The organism is Streptomyces sp. NPDC006261, from assembly GCF_040613515.1.
Classification (GTDB): domain Bacteria; phylum Actinomycetota; class Actinomycetes; order Streptomycetales; family Streptomycetaceae; genus Streptomyces.
Genome location: NZ_JBEXSI010000026.1, coordinates 54,161 through 76,376, shown reverse-complemented (window position 1 = coordinate 76,376; position 22,216 = coordinate 54,161). Strand labels below are relative to the sequence as shown.

Below are 22,216 nucleotides of genomic sequence, written 5' to 3'. Positions count from 1 at the left end.
TGCGTGTGTGCGTCACCGCGGCCGCCGTCACCGGCGCTCTGACCCTGTCCGCCCTCGTCGTACCGACCGCCGCTCCGGCGGCCCGCCCGGCGGAGCGGCCCGTCATCAAGAAGACGCGTACGGCCCGTGAGGCTCCATTCCTGAGGAAGGGCGCCGAGAACTGCACGACGGTCAAGACGGGAGCGGCGGTCCACGAAGAAGCCCCCCGGGAGGTCATCGACCGGTCATCGACCTCCCGGGGGGCTTCTCCGTGCTGCCCTCAGGCCCCGAAGCGCCGGCCCACCAGGCGCCAGCTGAACTCCAGCAGCGCGGCCGCCGCCACCGCGATGCCTACCGCCGCCCACGGCATGGTCGTGCCGACCAGCTTCAGGGCGAAGAAGTCCTGGAGCCACGGCACCACGAGCACGATGAGGAAGCCGAGCCCCATCGCCGCCACCAGGCCGATGCGCCACCAGGTGTACGGGCGGGCGATGATCGCCAGGACCCACATCGAGACCAGGAACAGCGTCAGCGTCGCCGCGCTCGTCTCGGCCTCCAGCGCACCAGGACCGGAGTAGTGGTGGCGGGCCACCAGGTACGTCGTGAAGGTGGCCGTCGCCGCGATGGCGCCCGAGGGGATCGCGTACCGCATGACCCGGCGTACGAAGTGGGGCTGGGCGCGCTCCCTGTTCGGCGCGAGGGCCAGGAAGAACGCGGGGACGCCGATGGTCAGCGTGGACAGCAGCGTCAGGTGCCTGGGCAGGAACGGGTACTCCACCTGGGTGCAGACCACCAGGATCGCCAGGAGCACGGAGTAGACCGTCTTGGTGAGGAAGAGGGTGGCGACGCGGGTGATGTTGCCGATCACCCGGCGGCCCTCGGCGACCACCGACGGCAGCGTCGCGAAGCTGTTGTTCAGCAGCACGATCTGCGCGACGGCCCGCGTCGCCTCGGAGCCGGAGCCCATGGAGACCCCGATGTCGGCGTCCTTGAGGGCCAGGACGTCGTTGACGCCGTCGCCCGTCATCGCGACCGTGTGGCCGCGCGACTGGAGGGCCGCCACCATGTCCCGTTTCTGCTGCGGGGTGACCCGGCCGAACACCGCGTTCTGCTCCATGGCCGTGGCCATGTCATCCGGGTCGGTGGGCATCTTGCGGGCGTCGAGGGTGTTCTCGGCGCCCGCGAGCCCCAGCTTCCCGGCGACCGCGCCGACCGAGACCGCGTTGTCGCCGGAGATGACCTTGGTGGCCACGTTCTGCTGGGCGAAGTAGGCGAGGGTCTCCGCGGCGTCCGGCCGCAGCCGCTGCTCCAGGACGACCAGGGCGGTGGGCACGGCCCCGTCGGCCGCACCGGGCGCGTCGAGCTCACCCCGTACGCGGGCCAGCAGCAGCACCCGCAGGCCCTGCTGGTTGAGGTGCTCGATCTCGGTCAGGGTCTCGTCGCCGTCGGCGAGCAGGACGTCCGGGGCGCCGAGCAGCCAGGCGGAGGGGGTCCCGTCGGTCTCGGTGAACGCCGCGCCGCTGTACTTGCGGGCGGAGGAGAACGGCATGGCGCCGGTGACCGTCCAGGCGGCTCCGTCCTCCGCCGGGTACGCGTCGATGATGGCCTGGAGGCTGGCGTTGGGGCGGGGGTCGGAGGAGCCGAGGGAGCGCAGCACCTGGTGCACGTACGCCTCGTCGCTCCCGCCCAGCGGCCGGACCTCCGTGATGTCCATGCCGCCCTCGGTGAGGGTGCCCGTCTTGTCCAGGCAGACCACGTCGACCCGGGCGAGCCCTTCGATGGCGGGCAGCTCCTGCACCAGGCACTGCTTACGGCCCAGGCGTACGACGCCGATGGCGAAGGCGACGGAGGTCAGCAGGACCAGGCCCTCGGGGATCATCGGGACGATGCCGCCGACGGTCCGGGCGACGGAGTCCTTGAAGTTGTTGTCCTTCACGACGAGCTGGCTGATGATCAGCCCGATCGCCGTCGGCACCATCATCCAGGTGACGTACTTCAGGATCGTGCTGATGCCGCTGCGCAGCTCCGAGTGGACGAGCGTGAAGCGCGACGCCTCCTCGGCGAGCTGGGCGGCGTACGCCTCACGCCCCACCTTGGTCGCGGTGAACGCTCCGCCGCCCGCGACGACGAAGCTGCCGGACATCACCGGGTCGCCGGGCTTCTTGAGCACCGGGTCGGCCTCACCGGTCAGCAGTGACTCGTCGACCTCCAGGCTGTCGGCCTCGGCGACCGTGCCGTCCACGACCACCTTGTCGCCGGGGCCGAGCTCGACCACGTCCCCGAGGACGATCTCGTGGGTGGAGATCCCGGCGGCGACTCCGTCACGCCGCACGGTCGGCTTCGCCTCGCCGATCACCGCGAGGCTGTCCAGGGTCTTCTTGGCCCGCCACTCCTGGATGATGCCGATACCGGTGTTGGCGACGATCACGAAGCCGAAGAGGCTGTCCTGGATCGGCGCCACGAACAGCATGATCACCCAGAGCACGCCGATGATCAGGTTGAACCGGGTGAAGACGTTGGCGCGGACGATCTCGGTGACCGAGCGCGAGGACCGCACGGGCACGTCGTTGACCTCGCCCCGCGCCACCCGCTCGGCGACCTCGGCGGTGGTGAGGCCGGTGGCGTCGTGAGCCGAAGGTGGCAGGTCCATGGGGTGCACGGGGTCGAGTTCCGCCCCCGCGTCGATCATGGCCGGCCGGGAGGGCCCGGGGGTCTGCTCCCCGGAGGAATCGAGTGCCCGCTGCGTCATGGACTAGACGGTACGGGCGTGCGGTGCGGATCACCCGCCGGGGGGTCGAAGATCCGACCAGGGGAGGAGCAAGTCGGTCCCGTGGTTGTACGGCGGCGGTGAGGTCCCCGTACGGGAGGGCTCCGTTCCTCGATACGGGCGTCTCTCGTGCGGGAGGCCCGAGCTCTCGCGTGCGGGAGGCCTGAGCTCTCGCGTGCGAGAGGCCTCAGCTCTCGCGCGCGGGAGAGGATCCGCCGGGGCGCCCCCGGTCGCCTCAGGCCGTCCGGTCGGCCCCGGTGCTCGTGCTGCCCAGCGCACTGTCCGCCGCCTCGGCCCCGGCGGCGTCCTTGGCCGCAGCCTGGACAGCGTGCCGCTTGAGGGCGGCGTCGCGCCCGCGGACGTACCAGATGCCGATCAGCCCCAGTCCGGCTCCGGCCAGCGGGGTCCACACCCACCAGGTGTGCCCGCGGTCGGCGAACCAGCCGTAGAAGGGCAGCTGGGCGAGGAAGAGGACGAACCAGAGGATCGTGCCGCCGACGACGGTGGAGACGACGGGGCCCTCCAGGGGCTCGGGCGCCTCGTGCTTCGGTGTCCACTTCTCCATGTGTTCAGTGTATGGGCCCACCCGATCGGGGGTGTGCGGGCCGGGCGACCCAAGGCGCCGTGTGGGTCTACGCGCGGAGATAGCGATCTTCGCCTTATGTATTCATACTGAATCTGCTTTGGGCTGGCTCGATCTGTTCGTCTGAACATCCAATTTCGATCCCCTTTCGCCCCTTTGCCTCCACTCCTCTACGTACGACTGAGGTCACCCATGCCCACCTCGGCCACCGCTCCGGTCGACCCCCCGCAGCCCTCGGCTCCGCAGCCCACGGGCGGCGTGGACCGGTTCTTCAAGATCTCCGAGCGGGGGTCGAGCGTCGGGCGCGAACTCCGCGGCGGGTTCGCCACGTTCTTCGCGATGGCGTACATCATCGTGCTCAACCCGATCATCCTGGGCAGCGCGAAGGACATGTACGGCCACCAGCTGGACAACGGTCAGCTGGTCACCGCCACCGTGCTCTCCGCCGCCTTCTCCACGCTCCTGATGGGCGTCATCGGCAACGTGCCGATCGCGCTCGCCGCCGGGCTCGGCGTCAACACGGTCGTCGCCCTCCAGCTCGCCCCCCGGATGAGCTGGCCGGACGCGATGGGCATGGTCGTCCTCGCGGGCATCGTGGTCATGCTGCTGGTCGCGACCGGGCTGCGGGAGCGCGTGATGAACGCCGTACCGCGCTCGCTCCGCAAGGGCATCGCGATCGGCATCGGCCTCTTCATCCTGCTGATCGGCCTGGTCGACTCCGGCTTCGTCTCGCGCATCCCGGACGCCGCCCTCACCACCGTGCCGCTCCAGCTCGGCGGTGACGGTCAGCTCACCGGCTGGCCGATCCTCGTCTTCGTCCTGGGTGCCCTGCTCACGCTGGCCCTGATCGTGCGCAAGGTGCCCGGCGCGATCCTGATCTCGATCATCGCCATGACGGTCCTGGCCCTGGTCATCGACGCGGTGGCCGGCCTGCCCGAGGGGGCTTGGGGGCTGACGACGCCGTCGTGGCCGGGCAACCCGGTCTCGGCGCCGGACTTCGGGCTGCTCGGTGAGGTCAGCCTCTTCGGCGGCTTCGGGAAGGTCGGTCTGCTGACCGGCGTCCTCTTCGTCTTCACCGTGCTGCTGTCCTGCTTCTTCGACGCGATGGGCACCATCCTGGGCGTCGGCGACGAGGCCGAGCTGATGGACGAGAGCGGCCACTTCCCCGGCATCAACAAGGTGCTGTTCGTGGACGGCATCGCGGTCGCCTCGGGCGGTGCGACCTCCGCCTCCGCCACCACGTGCTTCGTGGAGTCCACCGCGGGCGTCGGAGAGGGCGCCCGCACCGGACTGGCGAGCGTGGTGACCGGTCTGCTCTTCTCGGTGGCGCTGTTCCTCACACCGCTGGCGACCATGGTCCCCTCGCAAGCGGCCACGCCCGCCCTGCTGGCGGTCGGCTTCCTGATCATCGCGGGGTCCGTACGGGACATCGACTGGAGCGACTACACGCTCGCGGTCCCGGCGTTCCTGGCGATGGTGATGATGCCGTTCACGTACTCGATCACCAACGGCATCGGGATCGGCTTCATCGCCTTCTCCGTGCTGCGTCTGGCGGCGGGCCGGGGCCGTGAGGTCCCGATCGCGATGTACGTGGTGTCGGCGGTCTTCGTCTTCTACTACGCGATGCCGGCGCTCGGCCTCACGTGACCGGTGGCGTCACGCCCCTCGTGGCGTCCGTCGGAGGCGTCACGCTTCCCCCCGAGTCGCCGTAGAACTTCTCCGTCTCGTCGACGGCCGCCTTGAAGCGTTCGTCGAAGTCGTCGCGAATGAGCGTCCGGACCACATAGTCCTGGACGCTCATTCCGCGTCTGGCGGCGTGCTGCCGGAGCCGGTCGAGCAGCTCACCGTCTATCCGCAGGCTGAGCACTGTCGATCCCATACCGAGCAGGGTCGCCGCCCGGGGGCGCTTTTCGCGTCACTTTCCGCTCCCGTCTCACTCGTTCGGGTGATCGGTTTCTCGCGCGTGTACCATCGGGTGGTATTTAGTTTGGGTAATGAGTTACGCTAACAAACATGCCTGACCTGATCCACGACGGTGCCAGTGCCGCCGCCGTGAGCTCCCTCCGCTCAGCCGTGATGCTGCTGGGCCGACGCCTGAAGCACCAGCGCGTCGACGAATCGCTGAGCCCCACCGAGATGTCGGTGCTCGGCACCCTTGCCCGCTGCGGCTCGGCCACACCCGGCGAGCTGGCCCGCAAGGAGCACGTGCAGCCCCCGTCGATGACCCGCATCGTCGCGCTGCTGGAGGCGAAGGGACTCGTCAGGCTGGAACCGCACCCCGATGACCGTCGGCAGAAGATGGTCAGCCAGACCGAGCAGGCCGAGGCCATGCTCGCGGAGAGCCGCACCAAGCGGAACGCCTGGCTGGCCCAGCTCGCCGAGGGCCTGGACGAGGACGAGTGGGAGACGCTGCGGGCCGCCGCGCCCGTGCTGGAGAAGCTCGCCCACCTGTGACCCCGCGGGCGCGACGGCGTGACGCCTTCCCCGAGCCGGATGGGACAACCGGTCCGGGGAAGACGATCAGCCGGGCCCGGCACACCGCCGGCCCGGACGATCAACGCCGGAGCGCCCGTCGTCACGTCCTCGTCGGACCGCACGCCGCAGACGTATGAGGAGATGAACCTTTTGAGTACGGGATCCGGAGCAGACTCCGCCCCCGCACCGACTTCCACCCACGAGAGCAAGCCCGGCGGGACCTTCTCGTCGCTGAAGATCCGCAACTACCGCCTGTTCGCCACGGGCGCCGTGATCTCCAACACCGGTACCTGGATGTCCCGCATCACGCAGGACTGGCTCGTCCTGAGCCTGACGGGTTCCGCGACGGCCGTAGGCATCACCACGGCCCTCCAGTTCCTTCCCATGCTGCTCTTCGGCCTGTACGGCGGCGTCATCGCCGACCGCCTCCCGAAGCGGCAGATCCTGCTCGTCAGCCAGGCCATGCTCGGCCTGTGCGGTATCGCGCTGGCCGTCCTGACCCTCTCCGGTGTCGTCGAGGTCTGGCACGTCTATCTGGTCGCCTTCCTCCTCGGCATGGTGACCGTCGTCGACAACCCGGCCCGCCAGTCGTTCGTCTCCGAGATGGTCGGCCCCGCCCAGCTGCGCAACGCGGTCAGCCTGAACTCGGCGAACTTCCAGTCCGCCCGGCTCATCGGCCCCGCCGTCGCGGGTGTCCTGATCACCACGGTCGGCAGCGGCTGGGCGTTCCTGCTCAACGGCCTCTCCTTCCTGGCCCCGCTCGTCGGCCTGCTGATGATGCGGACGAGCGAACTCCACGCCTCGGTGCGGGTCCGCCGCGCGAAGGGGCAGCTGCGCGAAGGGCTGACGTACGTACGCGGGCGCCCGGAGCTGATCTGGCCGATCGTCCTGGTCGGCTTCGTCGGCACGTTCGGCTTCAACTTCCCGATCTGGCTCACCGCCTTCGCCGACGGGGTCTTCGACGGCGGCGCCGGGATGTACTCGTTCTTCAACATCCTGATGGCCGCCGGTTCGCTGGCCGGCGCGCTGCTCTCGGCCCGTCGCCGCTCCACGCGGCTGCGGATGCTGGTGGCGGCGGGCACGGCGTTCGGGCTGCTGGAGATCGCCGCCTCGCTGTCTCCGAACGTCTGGCTGTTCTCGATCCTGCTGGTCCCGATCGGCATGCTCGGCCTGACGACGAACATCACCGCGAACACGAGCGTCCAGATGGCCGCCGACCCCGAGATGCGGGGCCGGGTGATGAGCCTGTACATGATGGTCTTCGCCGGGGGTACGCCGGTGGGCGCCCCGATCGTCGGCTGGATCAGCGACACGTACGGCGCGCGCGTCGGCTTCGCGTCCGGCGGCGCGATCTCGGTGATCGCCGCCCTGGGCGTCGGCTTCGCCCTCGCCCGCGTCGGCGGCCTGCGCCTGAAGGTCGACCTCCGGCCGGGCCGCCCGCACGTGCGCTTCGTACCGCGCGAGCAGCTGGCGACCGCGGCGTAGGGGCACGCAGGGGCACGCGAGAGGCGCCCTCCTCCCGGTCTCTCCGGGGGAGGGCGCCTTTCGCGTGTCCGGGTCAGTCGCGGGGGAAGGCGTCGGACGCCAGGTGGAGATGACCTCGGCCACGAACTCGACGTGCTCGGGGAGCCGGCGGCCATGGCTGTTCTTGGCCGCCTTGTCGAAGAGCTTCATCACGTCCGGGCGAAGCCGTTGCCTTCGCCGGACTCCATGCGTACGTCCGAAAGGGCCCTCACGTCCATCCCGAACCGGTCCTCCGGAGCACGGACGATCCTGCGGATGATCTCCCAGTGGGTGTCCCGCTGCGGCGACACCGTAGGACAACGAAAGGGCCGGGTATCCGGACACGCCCGGATCTGCCTTACGCCGACCCGGGCCCGGCAGGTGGTACGGGCCTGGGCGCGGGGCCGGCGGGGGGTGCGGTTAGGCTCGAAGGGTGGACCCCAAGACCAGAAACCGCATCATGGCGGCCGTGCTCGTGCTCATGTTCCTCGTCGTCGCCGTGGCGGCCGCCTTCGGTGGCTGAGGCGGGCGGCGCGCCTGGTGCGGTGGGCGGGCGCGGCGCGCTGGGCGGCGCCCCCTCGCCGCGCTGAGCCAGCACCACCGCGCCGACGACCCCCGCCGCGCCCAGGAGCTGGAGCGGCCCCAGGGTCTGCCCCACGAAGAGGTAGCCCAGGACCGTGGCACACAGGGGCGAGGCGAACGACAGGAACGAGGCGGCGAGGGCCGGCAGCCGCGCTATGCCGTTGAACCACACGACGTACGCGAGCAGCGCCCCGATGATGCCCAGGTAGGCGAAGCCGCCGACGTTGGTCCAGGTCAGGCGCTCCGGGAGCGGTTCGCCGAGCAGGGTGACGGGGAGCAGGAGCAGGCCGCCGACGGTGAGCTGCCAGCCGGTGAACGCCAGCAGCGAGACCCCCTCAGGGCGTCCCCAGCGCTTGGTCAGTACGATCCCCGACGCCATGCACGCGGCCCCCAGGAGCCCCGCCAGCACGCCGATGCCGTTCAGGTCGGCCTGCGGCTGGAGGACCAGCAGCGCGACCCCGGCGGCGGCGAGTGCGCAGGCGCCGATGTGCAGGAGGCGTATGCGGGCGCCGAGCAGGAAGGCGCCGAGGAGCAGCACGATCATCGGCTGGACGGTCATCACGAGGGCCGCCACCCCGCCCGGCAGGTGGTAGGCGGCGAGGAAGAGGAAGTAGAAGAAGGCGCCGATGTTCAGAACGCCGAGCACGGTCGCCCGCACCCACCAGATGCCCCGGGGCAGTACGCGGGTCAGCAGGAGCAGGATCAGCCCGGCGGGAAGGGCCCGCAGGGTGGAGGCGAGCAGCGGCCGGTCGGGTGGCAGGAACTCGGTGGTGACCAGGTAGGTGGAGCCCCAGACGGCGGGGGCGAGGGCGGTGAGGAGGGAGATCCTCACCAGGCGTCGGTCGGTCATGGGGGGCTCCTGGGGCGCGGGGCGGAGAATCCTCCGACGTCGAACTATCTCCCGTGGAACGGAAAAGTAGGGCAGCAGGTAGGCTTACGTCAAACAGTTCGACGTGGAAGTACCCGGTGCGGGTGAGGCCGGGAGACGATCAAGGTGGGGCCCGTATGCGCGACTCGGTCGACGACTTCCTGGACCAGTGGGCCGCCCTGCGGTCCGATCTGGATCTGGAGGCCATGGGTGCGGTGGGCAGGCTCCTGCGGCTGACCCGGCTCGTGGACAAGGAGGTCAGCAGCTACTTCGCCGAACACGGCATGGAACGCTGGGAGTTCGACGTCCTCGCCACACTCCGCCGCAGCGACCGCCCGCTCACCCCCAAGGAGCTCGCCGCGAACGTCATGGTCAGCTCCGCCGCGCTGACCAACCGGATCGACCGGCTGGCCGCCCGCGGCCTGGTGGCCCGGGAGGCGGTGCCCGGCGACCGGCGCAGCCTGCACGTCACGCTCACCGAGGCCGGGCGGACGCTCGTCGACAGCACGGTGGAGGGCCATGTGCGCAACGAGCGCAGGATGCTCGCCGATCTGGACGCTGAGGACTGCGAGGAGCTGAACCGGCTCCTGCGGACGCTGGTGATCACGCTGGAGGGCGGCCGCTGACGCCCGGGGGCGCCCCGGGCCTCGGCCACTCGGCCGACGCATGCTTGCCTGGAGTGGACTCGAAGGAGTTGGCTGGGGCGTCATGAAGTACACACAGCTCGGACGCACCGGACTCAAGGTCAGCCGACTCGTGCTCGGGACGATGAACTTCGGCCCGCAGACCAACGAGTCGGACAGTCACGCGATCATGGACGCCGCGCTCGGCGCGGGCCTGAACTTCTTCGACACCGCCAACGTCTACGGCTGGGGTGAGAACAAGGGGCGCACCGAGGAGATCCTCGGCACCTGGTTCGCCCAGGGCGGCGGCAGGCGCGACAAGGTGGTCCTCGCCACCAAGATGTACGGGAACATGGCGCCCGACGGCGACGCCTGGCCCAACCACGACAAGCTCTCCGCCGTGAACATCCGGCGGGCGGTCGACGCCTCGCTCAAGCGGCTCCAGACGGACCACATCGACGTTTACCAGTTCCACCACGTCGACCGGAACACCCCGTTCGAGGAGATCTGGCAGGCGATCGACGTCCTGGTCCAGCAGGGCAAAATCCTGTACGCGGGTTCCTCGAACTTCCCCGGCTACAAGATCGCCCAGGCCAACGAGCAGGCAGCCCGGCGCGGTTCGCTCGGCCTGGTCAGCGAGCAGTGCATCTACAACCTCGCCGAGCGCCGCGCCGAGATGGAGGTCATCCCGGCCGCGCAGGAGTACGGCCTCGGGGTCATCCCCTGGTCCCCGCTGCACGGCGGCCTGCTGGGCGGCGTCATCAAGAAGGAGGCCACGGAGGGCCGCCGCGCCTCGGGCCGCTCGGCCGACGCCCTGGCCAACAGCACGGTCCGCGCCCAGGTCCAGGCGTACGAGGACCTGCTGGAGAAGCACGGCCTGGAGCCCGGCGAGGCGGCCCTGGCCTGGCTGCTGACCCGCCCCGGCGTCACGGGCCCGATCGTCGGCCCGCGCACTGCCGATCAGCTGGAGGGTGCCCTGCGCGCGCTGGAGCTGGAACTTCCGGAGGCCGTACTCACCGGCCTGGACGAGATCTTCCCGGGTCCGGGCCCGTCGCCGGAGGCCTTCGCCTGGTGATGCGCCTGGTGATGTGAGTCGATCGGCCGCCGCCCCACGCGGGACGGCGGCCGATCGTGCTGTCCACAGGCTGGGGGCGGCTACCGCGCGAACCGGTCCAGCGCCGCCGGCACCGCCCGCCGGGTCGCGGGCCCGCCGTGGACCACGAGGGCCGGTTTGCCGTCCGGGTTGCCGCACACCTCCCAGTACACGAGGTTGCCGTCACCGACGTCCAGCAGGCCGCTGCCGTACGGCTCGATCGGCGGGTACAGGTCGTCGGGTTCCCGGCGCATGTCCATGCCTCCTCCTGGTGAACGCGCCACCCTACGGCAGCGGCGTACCCTTGCCGCCGTGAACGCCACTCCCCGGGTCCTCGCCGTACTGGACGACATCCTCGCCGCCGCCGCCACCGACGGGCGGGGGGCGTTGTGGCATCTTGCCGAGCAGGGGCGGGAGTTGGACGCCAATCTGGTGCGGCTGCCGGGTGGGGCGGAGGTCGGGGAGCATCAGGAGGACGTGCTCGACGTGCTCCTGGTCGTGCTGGAGGGCGGAGGGCGCCTGCGTGCAGGGGGCGGGGGTCTGGAGCTGGGGCCCTCCACCGTCGTCTGGCTGCCCCGGACTTCCCGGCGGGCTCTTGCCGCGGGCCCGGACGGGCTCACGTACCTCACCGTCCACCGTCGGCGGCCCGGGCTCGCCATCAAGGCGCCGGGCGGCGGGACGTACGAGGGTGGCGAAGGGCCCTGCATGCTGGACCGGGTCTGCCCGGAGTGCGGGCGGCTGTCCGAGGATCCCGCGCCGGTCTTCTGCAGCCGGTGCGGTGAGCGGTTCACGGAGCGGTTTCCGCGGTGAGGCCGGGACCGTGACCCGGTCCCGTGGCCTCCCTCAGTACCCCTCGCACTCCGCCAGGTCCGGCCGGCCCGGTGGGGTCCTGTTGTCCATCAGGGCCGACAGGTTCTTCTCGTACAGGTCCTCCCAGACCTTTCCGGCAAGGATCTTCCGCAGCGCCGAGCACACCTCGGTCTTCAGGCCTGGGGAGCCGGGGCGCATCGCCACGCCGTAGCCCTCCGCGCCCTGGATGTTCTCCAGGCGCCGCACCTTGCCCGGGTTCGCCTTCTCGTAGCCCGCGAGGATGATGTCGTCCGAGGCCACGGCGTAGACGTCCGACGTCACGTCCAGCAGCTGGTCCAGGCAGTCCTGGTAGGTGTTGGGCTGGGACTCCGTCATCGTGAAGCCCCGTTTCGGCAGCTCCGTCTCGTACGTCGACTCTCTTGCCGTACACACCTCGACGCCCAGGCGGCGCAGGTCGCTGGAGTCGTTGATCGTGTACTTGCTGGACTTCTGGCGGACCAGGAAGCTCCGGCTCGCCTCGTAGTACGGGCCCGCGAAGTCGACGCTGTCCCCGCCGGGTGACGCGCTCTTCCGTTCGGGCGTGATGCTGTACGAGGCGATGACGAGGTCCACGCCCTTCGTCCGGAGGGCGGTGCTCCGGTAGTCGGTCGGGACCGTGGTGAAGGCGACCTCGTCGCGGTCGTACCCCAGGTGCCCGGCGATCGCGTAGGCCAGGTCGATGTCGTAACCGGCGTACGTCTTCGTCTTCCTGTCGTACTTGCTCAGGCCCGGCTGGTCGTCCTTGACGCCGATCTTGAGGAGGGGGTTCGTGGCCTTCCACTTCTCCGTCCCGGTGCTGCCGCCGCCCCGGCCGCCCGAACCGGCCGTGGTGCTGCCGTTCGTGCCCGTCTTGTCGTCGCCGACGCCCCTGGCCACCAGCCAGCCCGCCGTGCCCAGCAGGGCCACGCACACCACCGCCGTCGCCGCCTTGAGCCAGGGCCGTTTACGGCGACGCGCCTGGTGTCCGTCGGCCGCCCGGGGCGCCGCGACGGGCGGGCCGAGAGGCTCGGGGTCAGGTGCCGGTTCCGAGACCGCCGTCAGTGCGTGCGTCGCCGCACCCGTCGCCGTCGCGTTCCGCGCGAGCGGGGCGCCCAGCACCTCCCGCAGCATCGCCTCCGCCGTGGCCGCGTCCAGCCGCTCGTGCGGGTCCGGGAAGAGGAGGCCCTGGATCACCGGGGCGAGCGGGCCCGCGTACCGGAGGGCCGGGTCGGGGGTCTGCCGGATGTTCTCCTGGACCTCCCACACCTCGCCGCCGGCGAAGGGGGCCTTGCCCTCGACCATCTCGTACAGCGTGACGCCGAGTGCCCACAGGTCCGAGGCGGGGGTGGGGCCGGGGGAGCCCGGGGCGAAGAGTTCGGGTGCCAGGTACGTGGGCGTGCCGATGACGCTGCCGGACCGGGTCACCTGGGTGGCGCCCTCGAACGTGGCGATCCCGAAGTCCACGAGGATCGCCAGCCCGTCGTCCCGCACGAGCACGTTGCCCGGCTTCACATCGCGGTGGACGACCGACGCCGCGTGCACCGCGCGCAGGCCCTGGAGGACCTGGAGGCCGATGTCCGTCGCCCTCGGTACGGCGAGCACCCGCTCGGCGCGCAGCAGATCCGCCAGGGACCTGGCTTCGAGGAGTTTCATCACGATCCAGACCTGGTTGTCGGTCTCGACCTGGTCGTGGACGGTCACCACGTTCGGGTGCTCGATCTTGGCGATCGCCTCCGCCTCCCGGCGGGCCCGCTGCATCGCGGCGGCCTGGGTGCCGGCGGTCATCGCGTGCCGGTCGAGCAGGCCCTTCACGGCGACGAAGCGGCGCAGCCGCCGGTCGTGGGCCTTCCACACCTCGCCCATGCCGCCACGGCCGATCGGTTCCAGCAGCTCGTAGCGGCCCTCGATCACCACCTGCGGGCGGCGGCGGCCGTGGTCGTGTTCCGGGGAGGCTCCTTGGTCCACCGGGCCGCCCCCGGCTCCGGCTCCGGCCCCGGCTCCAGACCCGCCCCAGGCCTCGGCTCCGCCTCTGTCTTCGCCTTGCATGCGACCCCCTGTGCACTACATGGACCAGGCAAACAGTAGACGTTCCGTCAGCTCTTGACGGGGCAGTACGGGTGGGGATTTCGCGGCCGCCTCAGGAGGCGGCGCCGCCGTTGCTCTTCAGCAGCTGCCCGTTGACCCACTGGCCTTGTGGCGAGCACAGGAAGTCCACCAGATGTGCGGTGTCCCGCGGGGTGCCGAGGCGGCCGAGCGGGGTGCCCTGGGTGAGGGCGTCGCGCAGCTCGTCGTTCATCCAACCGGTGTCCACCGCGCCGGGGTTGACGACGTTGGCGGTCACCCCGAGATGGGCCAGTTCGTGGGCGGCGGCCAGGGTGATGCGGTCCAGGGCGCCCTTGCTCGCGCCGTAGGGCAGGTTGCCCACGGTGTGGTCGCTGGTGAGCGCGACGATGCGGCCCGTGGCCGTGCCCGGCTCGCCGGGCTTGCTCCCGGGCTCGCCGCGGAAGCGCAGCCCGTACTCGCGGATCAGCAGCCAACTGGCCCGCGTGTTCACGGCGAAGTGCCGGTCGAACGCCTCCACGGTGGTGTCCAGGAGCCCCGAGTCCACCGACTCCGCGTGCGAGAGGACGAGCGCGGTGACCGGGCCGAGGCGCTGCTCCGCCTCGTCGAAGATGCGGATGGGGGCGTCGGGGCCGGTCAGGTCCGCCTCGATCGCCGCCGTACGGGCTCCGGCGTCCGCCAGCTCCCGCGCGATGGACGCGGCGGCCCCGTCCTCGGCGCCCCACTCCATGCGCCGGTCGTACGGCGTCCAGTAGGTGAAGGCGATGTCCCAGCCGGAGGCCGCGAGCTGCCGGGCGATGCCCGCGCCGATCCCGATGGAGCGCCCGACCCCGGTGATGAGGGCGACGGGGCGGGCCGGTGCGGTGGCCGGTTCCGAGGCCTGCGCCGAGGCCGGTTCCGAGGGCTGTGCCGACGAGGCCGAGGGCTGTTCGTTGATCGTCACGGGCCGATCCTTCGTGACCCGTACGCGTACGTCAACGACTTTCCCGGCCATGGCTACGGCTCCTTCGCGCCCCCGCTGAGCTGCGGCGATCCATCTTCCTGGTGGGCCGACCCGATCTTTGTGTTTCCCCGGGGCGCGGGGGCGCTCCTAGCGTGGACGACGGAAACTGCAACGAATGCGGACCAACGCCGCATAGCGGAAATGCGGCCGGAGAGAGGGACCGTCACCATGAGCGAGCAGCAGCTGCTGAACGGCAGGACCGCGGTCGTCGCCGGAGGGGCCAAGAACCTCGGCGGCCTCATCAGCCGGACCCTGGCCGAGGCCGGCGCGAACGTCGTCGTCCACTACCACGGCGAGAACACCGCCGACGATGCCGAGAAGACGGCGGAGGCCGTACGGGGCACGGGCGCGCAGGCCGTCGTCGTACGCGAGGACCTGACCCGTGTCGAGGGCGTGCGGAGCCTCTTCGACCAGGCACTGGACGCCTTCGGCGGGGTGGACGTGGCCGTGAACACCACCGGCATGGTCCTCCGCAAGCCGATCGGGGAGACGACCGAGGAGGAGTACGACCGGATGTTCGCGATCAACTCCAAGGCGGCGTACTTCTTCCTCCAGGAGGCCGGCGCCCGGCTCAACGACCGTGGCCGCATCGTCAGCCTGGTGACCTCCCTGCTCGCCGCCTTCACCGACGGGTACGCCACCTACGCGGGCGCCAAGGCCCCGCTGGAGCACTTCACCCGGGCGGCGGCCAAGGAGTTCGCCCCGCGCGGGATCGCCGTGAACAATGTGGCTCCGGGGCCGATGGACACGCCGTTCTTCTACCCGCAGGAGACGCCGGAGCGCGTGGAGTTCCACAAGTCGCAGGCGATGGGCGGCCGGCTGACGGAGATCGAGGACATCGCGCCGCTGGTGAAGTTCCTGGTCACCGAGGGCGGCTGGATCACCGGCCAGACGATCTTCGCCAACGGCGGCTACACGGTCCGCTGACCCCCTGTTCGGACGTACGGGAGGACGGGCCGCGTGACCCTGGACCTGCACAAGCTGGAACACCTCGTCGCGGTCGCCGAGGAGGCCGGGTTCACCCGGGCGGCCGAGCGGCTGCACCTCAGCCAGCAGGCGCTGAGCACCTCGATCCGCACCCTGGAGCGGTACGTCGGCGTCCAGCTCCTGGACCGGGGCCACCAGCACGTCACCCCCACCCCCGCCGGGCAGGCCCTCATCGACGACGCCCGCGCGCTCCAGGCCCAGGCCCACGCCGCCCTGGAGCGCGCCCGGCGCATCGGCCGGGGCCAGGCCGGGCACCTGCGCATCGGCCACACCCCGGCGGTCACGGCGGAGGAGGTGGTGGACCTGCTGACCCGGGCCCGTACGGAGGAGCAGGGCATCCAGGCCCACGTACGCCAGCTCTTCCCGGACGAGCTGCGCGACCAACTCCTGACCGGCGCCTGCGATCTGGGGCTCAGCCGGTCCATGCCCGCCGACACGGGCCTCACCCGCGCCCGGATCGCCGAACACCGCCTCCGGGTCGCCGTCCCCGCCGGCCACCCGCTCGCCGCGCGCCGCACGGTGGCCCTGGCCGACCTGAGCGGGGAGCCGCTCACGGTGTGGGGCGAGTCCGGCTCGTCCGCGTACACGGACCTCCTGATCGGCCTGTGCCGCCAGGCGGGCGTGGAGCCGGACACCCGGCGGAACCCGGTGCAGGGCACGCCGCCGATCACCGCCGTCACCGCGACGGGCCGCCTCGCCTTCGTCACCGGGCCCCCGGGCCCGGCGGCGGGCGGCGCGGCGTTCGTCATCGACCTGGACCCGCCGGTCCACGTACCGGTCCACGCGCTGTGGCCCGCGCACACGACGTGCCGGGACCGGGATCTCTTCCTCAGCCGGGCGGGGGACTTCCCGGGGGGAGGGGCGGGCCCTCACCCTCCCCGAAGGGAGTAGTGGACGGCAGGCGTCACGCGAGACAGGCCGGGTTCGACATGCGGTGACGGGCCCGCCGACAGAGACTCGGCCTCGACAGCACCCCCCCGTGAGCCCTGTGGCCCCGGCCCTGGACGTACTCAGGAGGAACACCATGACCACATCGATCAGCGACCCGGTGGTGGAGAAGTTCGTCGCCGCCGTCAACGCGGGTGACGAGAGCGCCTTCACCGCCGTCCTCACCGAGGACGCCACGATGTCCGACGACGGCAGCGAACGGGATCTGGCCGCCTGGACGGAGAAGGAGATCTTCTCCCCGAAGGCGAATGGCCGCATGAAGGTCGTGGACGCCTCGGAAGACGGCCGCACCCTCGTCGTCGACTACACGAACGACACGTGGGGCACGATGCGCACGCGCTGGTCCTTCACGGTCACCGGCGACCGCATCAGCCGCTTCGAGACGGGCCAGGCACCGGCCTGAGGATCCTCTTTGAGAGCCCTCCTTGAGGGCGCTTCTTGAACGACCCGCCCCGAAGGGCCCGCCCTGAGGGACCCGCCTCACCCGTCCCGCAGCCACGGCCGCAGCTTCTCCGGATTGCGTACGGCCCAGATCCGGGTGACCCGGCCGTCGTCGGCGAGCTCGAACGAGGCCACGGTCATCACGGTGCCGTCCCGCCGGGCCACCAGCCCCGGCACCCCGTTGACCGACCGCTCCAGGAGTTCGAGGCCCGGCGCGTGTTCGGCGATGGCGACCATGTACTGGGCGATGCGCTCACCGCCCTCGACCGGCCGCAGGACCGTACCGACCAGGCCTCCGCCGTCGGCGGACATCACGGCGGCCGGGTCGAGGAGGTCGACGAGGCCCGCGATGTCCTTGCTCTCCCACGCCTCCTTGACCCGCCGCACGGCATCGGCCTGCCCGACGCCCGCCCCCGACGGCACCGGAGTGGCCGGGCCGCGCACGCGCCTCCGGGCGGAGGCCGCGAGCTGCTTGCAGGCCGCGGGGGTCCGGCCCAGGACGTCGGCGATCTCGGCGAAGGGGTAGCGGAAGACGTCGTGCAGGACGAACGCCACCCGCTCGGCGGGCGTCATCGACTCCAGTACGACGAGGAAGGCCATGGTCACCGACTCGTCCAGGACCACCTGGTCGGCGGGGTCGGCGGGGCCCTCGTCCCCGCCCCGGCCCCACTCGGAGTGGTCGGGCACCGGCTCGGGCAGCCACGCGCCGACGTACCGCTCGCGCCTGGCCCGCGCCGAGCCGAGCACGTCGAGACAGATGCGGCCGGTCACCGTCGTCAGCCAGGCACCGGGGGAGCGGACCTCGTCCCGCCGACCGCGCGGCAGGGCGTACCAGCGGGCGTAGGCCTCCTGCACGGCGTCCTCGGCCTCGGCCAGTGACCCGAGCAACCGATAGGCCACATTGATGAGGTGACGTCGCTCCCCGGCTACCGCCCCGACGGCCGCCCCCGCTGCTGCCCCCATGCCCCGACCGCCCCTTCGGCTTCGCTTGCGCCTTGGCTTCCGCCCTCGCCTTACCTTTCACACGCCCATGTCGTCGGGCTGGTGAGACCTTATCGATCTACTGCTCCCCGCGCGGGGGCGGGAGAGGGGACCGTGGCATGGCCACCGAGGCGACGACGGCGAACGCGGCGGCACCACACCGCTACTCGTTCCTGCAGATCGCGACCGCTCTGCAGACCCTGACCATCTTCATCCAGGCGGTCTCCGCCGGACTGCTGTTCACCACGACGTACGGGGAAGCGCTGCACGATGCCGGGGCGCGGGTGATGTACGGGTCGTCGATGCTGTACGTCCTCGCGGCGGTGCTGGCCTGGAGACCGGGCGGTGCCTTACCCCGGCAGATCTGGTACGCGACCGGCTTCCTGGCCCTCGCCTCGGCGCAGGTCGCGGTGGGCATCGCGCACATCTCGTCGGTCCATGTCCCCCTGGGCGTCATGATGTTCGGGCTCAGCATGCTGGCGCTGGCACGGCAGGTCCCGTCGGGACATCGAGGTCAGGGCCGATCCACCCGGTAGAGGTAGTGGGCCCGCCCGTCGACGGGGTTGTCCGGCTCGAGTTCGCCCTCGGCGACCCGCCGCATCCCGGCCTTCTCCAGCGCCCGCCAGGACGCCCGGTTGGCCGCCGATACGGGCACCAGGACGCACGAGGCCCCCGGATGCTCGTCCCAGATCGCCTGGACGGCCGACCGGATCATCTGCGGCCCGAGCCCATGGCCGACGAGCTGCGGCTCACCGATCAGATAGTCGATGGTCATGGCCCCGGAAGGAACGTCGATCAACGTGGCGACCTCCACCAGATACTCGGGATAGTCGTCCAGCCGACACCGCTGCATCAGGCCGAACGGGGTGCCGTCGAAGTGGGCGAGCAGCTCCTCCGAGGGCTCCTCACCCCTGACGGCGGGCCCGAAGTCCCGTCGCACGGCCTCGATCGAGGGGTCATGGTTCCACCACCGGGCCACGTGCGGCCGCTCCAGCCAGGAGATCAGCAACGGGAAGTCGTCCTCGGTGAGCCGACGCCAGGTGATCATCGGGAACCTCCAGCGGGACGCGGCGGCAGGGGCACAGGAACACAGGGGCGCAGGGGCCGGGCGCCCATCGCCACCCAGCCTAGACACGGTTCGCCGGATCATGCGGCCGTGATGGCCGCTGCTCGCCGACCCCGGCCGGATGCGGGGCATCGGCCATGCGGCGCTCGACGTGCTGCGCGCCGAATCGCGGACCGACTCCGACCGGATCGCCGCCTGAACGACGGCCTGGCGCCCTGGTCAGCCGGCCAGGAGGGTGCGCGTCTCGTCGCTGACGGCCGGCAGGTCACCCGGGTCGGCCCGGGCGGCGCCGTCGTGCTCGGTGAGGGTGATGGGCCCGGTGGCCCGTACGGTGACCGCGAAGGTGAACTGCCGGGTTCTGCTCCCACTTCGGGAGGCGGTCGCGCTCGCACAGCCTCCGAGCGCCAGGACCATGCCTGACCAGCAAGCCGTCCAGCCGTTGCCCATTCGGAGACTGTTCCCGATCGCGTACGCATGCGCACCTTGCGCTAGTCTCTCGGGGCGCGGAAGCGGAACGCAGAGGGACGGGGGAGCCGTGTCGCATTCGGAGCGCTGGCAGGAGATGTTCGGACCGCCCGGCGAGGAGCCTGCGATGAGGCTCGCCTCGGCGGCGGCCTCCGCCCCCGGGCCTGGCGCGAGTGGAACGGGCAACCTCAAGCACAGCAAGGGCCCTTGGACCAGCGCCTCCGGCACCGCCGGCGAGCTGCGCACCAGGACGGAGACGAGCCGGTCGGCACTCCGCCGCGGACACGAGGGCGTCGAGGCGGGAGCCGTCGGCCTCAGCTCCGTCGCGACCCTCAAAAGTGTGCTGACGTCCTGGGAGGACCGCCTTCAGTCGGTACGGGACGAGTGTGAGCAACTCAAAGGTGCCCTGCTGACGGTCGCCAAGGAGATGGGGGAGACGGAGACCGCGGTCGAGAGGTCCTTCAAGGGCGTCCGCGTCGGCGGCAAGGCGGACGAGAAGCGATGAAGCGATGAAGCGATGACCGGAACTCTCACCTGGCAGTTGCTGCGCGACCTCAAGACCTCCGAGCTCACGGAGGCGGGCGACAAGTGGCACGAAGTTTCGGGGCGATCAGCCTCCGACCGGGTACGGGTCGACCGCGCGATGTCCGCGAAGATCAAGGAGACCCAGGAGAGCGACGCGGCGGAGGCGGCCCTCGGCAGGCTCAAGCGCCTCAGCCGAAACTTCCAGTACCTGCAGACCGAGTGCGGGCTCGTCCGTACGGCGCTCAACGGGCTCGCCGGCGATCTCGTCCGGCCTCAGAACCAGTTGAAGCAGGCGCTCGCGGACGCCGCCGCCCAGGACTTCACCGTCAACGAGGACGGTTCCGTCAGCTATCCGGCCGCCAAGGTCGAGGACCTGACCGGTGCGCAGCAGGCGGCGCCGGGCGGTAGGTCCCAGGGCAGCTCCCGTCTCCTGCTGGAAGCGCCCGCCCTCGGCTCGCCCGGGTAGCCGTCGCTGCATCCCGGCTACTCGGGCTTCCGACCCGTGAACCCGAACGCGGCGAAGGCGCAGGACGTGGCGGACCGTATCGCCAGGGCAGTACGGTCCGCGCGGGAGATCGACGCACGGTACGCGAGGACCCTCAACGGTCTGAAGGCCGAGAAGGGCCTCGATGTCACTGCGGCCACGCTGAAGGACGTCGCCCGGGACACCGCCGATGTCCGCTCCACCGCCGGCAGACACCTCGCTGATGCCATCCCCCAGGACAAGAGCCCCGCCGAGCGCAAGAAGTGGTGGGACGCCCTCACCGACGAACAGCGGCAGGAGTATCTGAAGGTCGCACCGGACCTGATCGGTGACCTGGACGGTATCCCGGCGACCGCCCGCGACGAGGCGAACCGCACCTACCTGCCGATCCTCATCGACGAGATGGCCCGCCGGGGCGGCGACGACGTGCAGACCAAGATCGACGCCCTCCGCATGATCCAGACCAAACTGGGCGAGTCGACTCACCCGCCCATGTTCCTCCTGGGCATCGGGGATGAAGGCAACGGACGCGCGATCGTCTCGTACGGCAACCCCGACACCTCCAGACACGTCTCGGCGTATGTTCCCGGTCTCGGTACCAAGCTCGACGACGAGTTCGTCAAGCAGACGATGATACGAGCCCAGAACACGGCCCTCGGTGCCGAGGAGGTGGATCCGTCCGTTGCCTCGATCATCTGGCTGGGCTACGACGCCCCGCAGGGCGTGGACGTGATGTCGAAGGGCGATGCGCAACGGGGCGCCCCGGCCTACAACGAGTTCATGGCGGGCATCTCGGTGACGAACGAGAACGACGACCCTCATGTGACGGCGATCGGGCACTCGTACGGCTCACTCACCGTGGGCACGGCCGCCAAGCAGTCCGGCGGCATTCCGGGCGTCGACGATGTGATCCTGCTCGGCAGTCCCGGCGTGGACGCGCAGAGGGCTTCGGAACTCGGTGTGGGCAAGGATCATGTGTTTGTCGGCGCGGCCGACAACGACCCGGTCACCCACCTCCCGGCGAAGGGCGAGGCCGCGCTCGGCTGGGCGTTCGGAGGTCCGGCGGGGGTCAGGGTGGGACGAGATCTCTTCGACGCCGGCAACGATGACCTGTACTTCGGCAAGGATCCGGCCAGCGCGGCCTTCGGAGCACAGCGCTTCGAGGTCGACGACGGGCCCAGGATGGTCCGCGAGGCCGGCCTGTTCGACGCGCACTCCCAGTACTTCACTCCCAAGCTCGACGATGTGTCGACGGACAACATCGCCAGCATCGTCGGCGGAAGCCCTGAGAAGATCGTGAGAGAGAAGCATCGATGAGGCGCATCACACGGACCATTCGACTGGGCTGTGCGGTGGCCATGGCCGGAGTGCTGCTCGCCGGGTGCGGGCTGTTGGGCGGTGCCAAGGGCACAGGAGGGGCATTGTCAGGCATGGATATGCAGGGTGCGGCGGAGCGTGCCGACGGGATGTTCTACGCGACGGTCGGGGCGATCAAGCCGGAGATCGAATGGGTCCACCGCGCGACGACGACCGGCAGCTGTGATGTGACGCGCTACTGGGCCGTGATGACGGTCGTCTCCAAACAGCGCCGGGGCAGCTTTCTGGGTGTGGTCGAGCGTTTCTGGAAGGCGAGCGACTACCGGATCAGGACAGTCAATCCGAGCAAGGACCTGCCGGCGATCTATGCCACGTCCTCGGACGGCTTCGATATCAGAGTTCAGCTCGGCTACAAGGGGCAGGCGTTTTTCCAGATCACCAGCCCCTGCGTGGACGAGTCGAAGGTGGCCGCGCCCACGAAGGTGGCCAACGGCCGCATGTACGAGGGGAAGATCCCCACTCCCAACGTCCGTTCCGACTTCTGGTCCGCCGAGGCTCCGGTACCGGGACCCACTGCCTCGTCCTGACCTCCTGACGATGATCACCGGGAAGCTCTCCAGCAGGACGCGGCGGCAGG

21 protein-coding genes and 4 pseudogenes are annotated in these 22,216 nt (G+C 70.7%); 14 read left to right on the top strand and 11 right to left on the bottom strand.

Annotated features, from left to right (window positions below):
* Window positions 1-259: 259 nt before the first annotated feature.
* Together ABZ154_RS18980 and ABZ154_RS18975 are read right to left on the bottom strand one after the other, a co-directional pair.
* Window positions 260-2,728 carry an HAD-IC family P-type ATPase gene (locus ABZ154_RS18980; RefSeq protein ID WP_356834007.1) on the bottom strand — a complete coding sequence of 823 codons (2,469 nt, stop codon included), beginning with the start codon at window positions 2,726-2,728 and terminating at the stop codon, window positions 260-262.
* 253 nt (window positions 2,729-2,981) lie between these two features.
* On the bottom strand, window positions 2,982-3,311 hold the full coding sequence (locus tag ABZ154_RS18975; protein ID WP_356834005.1) for a DUF2530 domain-containing protein: 330 nt from the start codon (window positions 3,309-3,311) through the stop codon (window positions 2,982-2,984).
* 210 nt (window positions 3,312-3,521) lie between these two features.
* On the opposite strand from ABZ154_RS18975, the gene ABZ154_RS18970 reads away from it, so the two are divergent.
* Window positions 3,522-4,976 carry an NCS2 family permease gene (locus ABZ154_RS18970; protein ID WP_356834003.1) on the top strand — a complete coding sequence of 485 codons (1,455 nt, stop codon included), beginning with the start codon at window positions 3,522-3,524 and terminating at the stop codon, window positions 4,974-4,976.
* On the opposite strand, the gene ABZ154_RS18965 is transcribed toward ABZ154_RS18970, so the two are convergent.
* Window positions 4,969-5,208, bottom strand: coding sequence for a hypothetical protein (locus ABZ154_RS18965; protein ID WP_356834001.1), 240 nt, complete (start codon window positions 5,206-5,208; stop codon window positions 4,969-4,971). The genes ABZ154_RS18970 and ABZ154_RS18965 overlap by 8 nt on opposite strands.
* Window positions 5,209-5,342: 134 nt before the next feature.
* Between ABZ154_RS18965 and ABZ154_RS18960 the strand changes: the two genes are divergently transcribed.
* A complete protein-coding gene (locus ABZ154_RS18960) occupies window positions 5,343-5,783 on the top strand; it encodes a MarR family transcriptional regulator (RefSeq protein ID WP_093694094.1) in 441 nt (146 codons plus the stop codon).
* Window positions 5,784-5,954: 171 nt separating this feature from the next.
* A complete protein-coding gene (locus ABZ154_RS18955) occupies window positions 5,955-7,289 on the top strand; it encodes an MFS transporter (RefSeq protein ID WP_356833999.1) in 1,335 nt (444 codons plus the stop codon).
* 105 nt (window positions 7,290-7,394) lie between these two features.
* Here the strand turns inward: ABZ154_RS18955 and ABZ154_RS18950 are convergent.
* Window positions 7,395-7,618, bottom strand: a pseudogene (locus ABZ154_RS18950) (Uma2 family endonuclease); the annotation flags it as partial.
* A gap of 47 nt (window positions 7,619-7,665) precedes the next feature.
* Window positions 7,666-8,739 carry an EamA family transporter gene (locus ABZ154_RS18945; protein ID WP_356833997.1) on the bottom strand — a complete coding sequence of 358 codons (1,074 nt, stop codon included), beginning with the start codon at window positions 8,737-8,739 and terminating at the stop codon, window positions 7,666-7,668.
* A 155-nt stretch (window positions 8,740-8,894) separates the two neighbouring features.
* Here ABZ154_RS18945 and ABZ154_RS18940 point away from each other — a divergent pair, with 155 nt between their 5' ends.
* Both ABZ154_RS18940 and ABZ154_RS18935 read left to right on the top strand, forming a co-directional pair.
* On the top strand, window positions 8,895-9,383 hold the full coding sequence (locus ABZ154_RS18940; RefSeq protein ID WP_356833995.1) for a MarR family transcriptional regulator: 489 nt from the start codon (window positions 8,895-8,897) through the stop codon (window positions 9,381-9,383).
* An 82-nt stretch (window positions 9,384-9,465) separates the two neighbouring features.
* The gene (locus ABZ154_RS18935; RefSeq protein ID WP_356833993.1) at window positions 9,466-10,455 is read left to right on the top strand and encodes an aldo/keto reductase; all 990 of its coding nucleotides are present in this window, start codon (window positions 9,466-9,468) and stop codon (window positions 10,453-10,455) included.
* 122 nt (window positions 10,456-10,577) lie between these two features.
* Here ABZ154_RS18935 and ABZ154_RS18930 read toward each other — a convergent pair.
* Window positions 10,578-10,727 (bottom strand): annotated as a pseudogene (locus tag ABZ154_RS18930) (prolyl aminopeptidase); the annotation flags it as partial.
* Between the two features lie 58 nt (window positions 10,728-10,785).
* On the opposite strand from ABZ154_RS18930, the gene ABZ154_RS18925 reads away from it, so the two are divergent.
* Window positions 10,786-11,283 (top strand): hypothetical protein, encoded by a 498-nt coding sequence (locus ABZ154_RS18925; RefSeq protein WP_356833991.1) that lies wholly within the window; start codon window positions 10,786-10,788, stop codon window positions 11,281-11,283.
* 33 nt (window positions 11,284-11,316) lie between these two features.
* On the opposite strand, the gene ABZ154_RS18920 is transcribed toward ABZ154_RS18925, so the two are convergent.
* Together ABZ154_RS18920 and ABZ154_RS18915 are read right to left on the bottom strand one after the other, a co-directional pair.
* Window positions 11,317-13,347 carry a transporter substrate-binding domain-containing protein gene (locus tag ABZ154_RS18920; protein ID WP_356833989.1) on the bottom strand — a complete coding sequence of 677 codons (2,031 nt, stop codon included), beginning with the start codon at window positions 13,345-13,347 and terminating at the stop codon, window positions 11,317-11,319.
* 91 nt (window positions 13,348-13,438) lie between these two features.
* Window positions 13,439-14,305: an SDR family oxidoreductase gene (locus tag ABZ154_RS18915; protein WP_356833987.1), complete on the bottom strand. Its 867-nt coding sequence runs from the start codon at window positions 14,303-14,305 to the stop codon at window positions 13,439-13,441.
* A gap of 228 nt (window positions 14,306-14,533) precedes the next feature.
* Between ABZ154_RS18915 and ABZ154_RS18910 the strand changes: the two genes are divergently transcribed.
* The 3 genes from ABZ154_RS18910 (at window position 14,534) to ABZ154_RS18900 (ending at window position 16,703) form a co-directional block, all read left to right on the top strand.
* Window positions 14,534-15,292: an SDR family oxidoreductase gene (locus tag ABZ154_RS18910; protein WP_356833985.1), complete on the top strand. Its 759-nt coding sequence runs from the start codon at window positions 14,534-14,536 to the stop codon at window positions 15,290-15,292.
* Window positions 15,293-15,325: 33 nt separating this feature from the next.
* Window positions 15,326-16,243, top strand: coding sequence for a LysR substrate-binding domain-containing protein (locus tag ABZ154_RS18905; protein ID WP_356833983.1), 918 nt, complete (start codon window positions 15,326-15,328; stop codon window positions 16,241-16,243).
* A gap of 133 nt (window positions 16,244-16,376) precedes the next feature.
* Complete coding sequence (locus ABZ154_RS18900) at window positions 16,377-16,703, top strand: nuclear transport factor 2 family protein (protein WP_356833981.1); 327 nt, start codon at window positions 16,377-16,379, stop codon at window positions 16,701-16,703.
* Window positions 16,704-16,780: 77 nt separating this feature from the next.
* On the opposite strand, the gene sigJ is transcribed toward ABZ154_RS18900, so the two are convergent.
* On the bottom strand, window positions 16,781-17,704 hold the full coding sequence (gene sigJ / locus ABZ154_RS18895; protein ID WP_356833979.1) for an RNA polymerase sigma factor SigJ: 924 nt from the start codon (window positions 17,702-17,704) through the stop codon (window positions 16,781-16,783).
* Between the two features lie 137 nt (window positions 17,705-17,841).
* Between sigJ and ABZ154_RS18890 the strand changes: the two genes are divergently transcribed.
* Window positions 17,842-18,258, top strand: coding sequence for a hypothetical protein (locus tag ABZ154_RS18890; RefSeq protein ID WP_356833977.1), 417 nt, complete (start codon window positions 17,842-17,844; stop codon window positions 18,256-18,258).
* Here ABZ154_RS18890 and ABZ154_RS18885 read toward each other — a convergent pair.
* Entirely contained in the window at window positions 18,237-18,770 is a 534-nt protein-coding gene (locus ABZ154_RS18885) for a GNAT family N-acetyltransferase (RefSeq protein WP_356833975.1), read from the bottom strand. The genes ABZ154_RS18890 and ABZ154_RS18885 overlap by 22 nt on opposite strands.
* Before the next feature lie 115 nt (window positions 18,771-18,885).
* Between ABZ154_RS18885 and ABZ154_RS18880 the strand changes: the two are divergent.
* A pseudogene (locus ABZ154_RS18880) lies at window positions 18,886-18,984 on the top strand (dienelactone hydrolase family protein); the annotation flags it as partial.
* A 23-nt stretch (window positions 18,985-19,007) separates the two neighbouring features.
* Here ABZ154_RS18880 and ABZ154_RS18875 read toward each other — a convergent pair.
* A complete protein-coding gene (locus ABZ154_RS18875; protein ID WP_356833973.1) occupies window positions 19,008-19,235 on the bottom strand; it encodes a hypothetical protein in 228 nt (75 codons plus the stop codon).
* Window positions 19,236-19,323: 88 nt separating this feature from the next.
* Between ABZ154_RS18875 and ABZ154_RS18870 the strand changes: the two genes are divergently transcribed.
* The 3 genes and pseudogenes from ABZ154_RS18870 to ABZ154_RS18860 all read left to right on the top strand — a co-directional run bounded on the left by ABZ154_RS18870 (window position 19,324) and on the right by ABZ154_RS18860 (window position 22,166).
* Window positions 19,324-19,758: a hypothetical protein gene (locus ABZ154_RS18870; protein WP_356833971.1), complete on the top strand. Its 435-nt coding sequence runs from the start codon at window positions 19,324-19,326 to the stop codon at window positions 19,756-19,758.
* Between the two features lie 12 nt (window positions 19,759-19,770).
* Window positions 19,771-21,579: pseudogene (locus ABZ154_RS18865) on the top strand (alpha/beta hydrolase).
* Entirely contained in the window at window positions 21,576-22,166 is a 591-nt protein-coding gene (locus ABZ154_RS18860; protein ID WP_356833968.1) for a hypothetical protein, read from the top strand. Before ABZ154_RS18865 ends, ABZ154_RS18860 begins: the two are co-directional and overlap by 4 nt.
* Window positions 22,167-22,216: the final 50 nt, after the last annotated feature.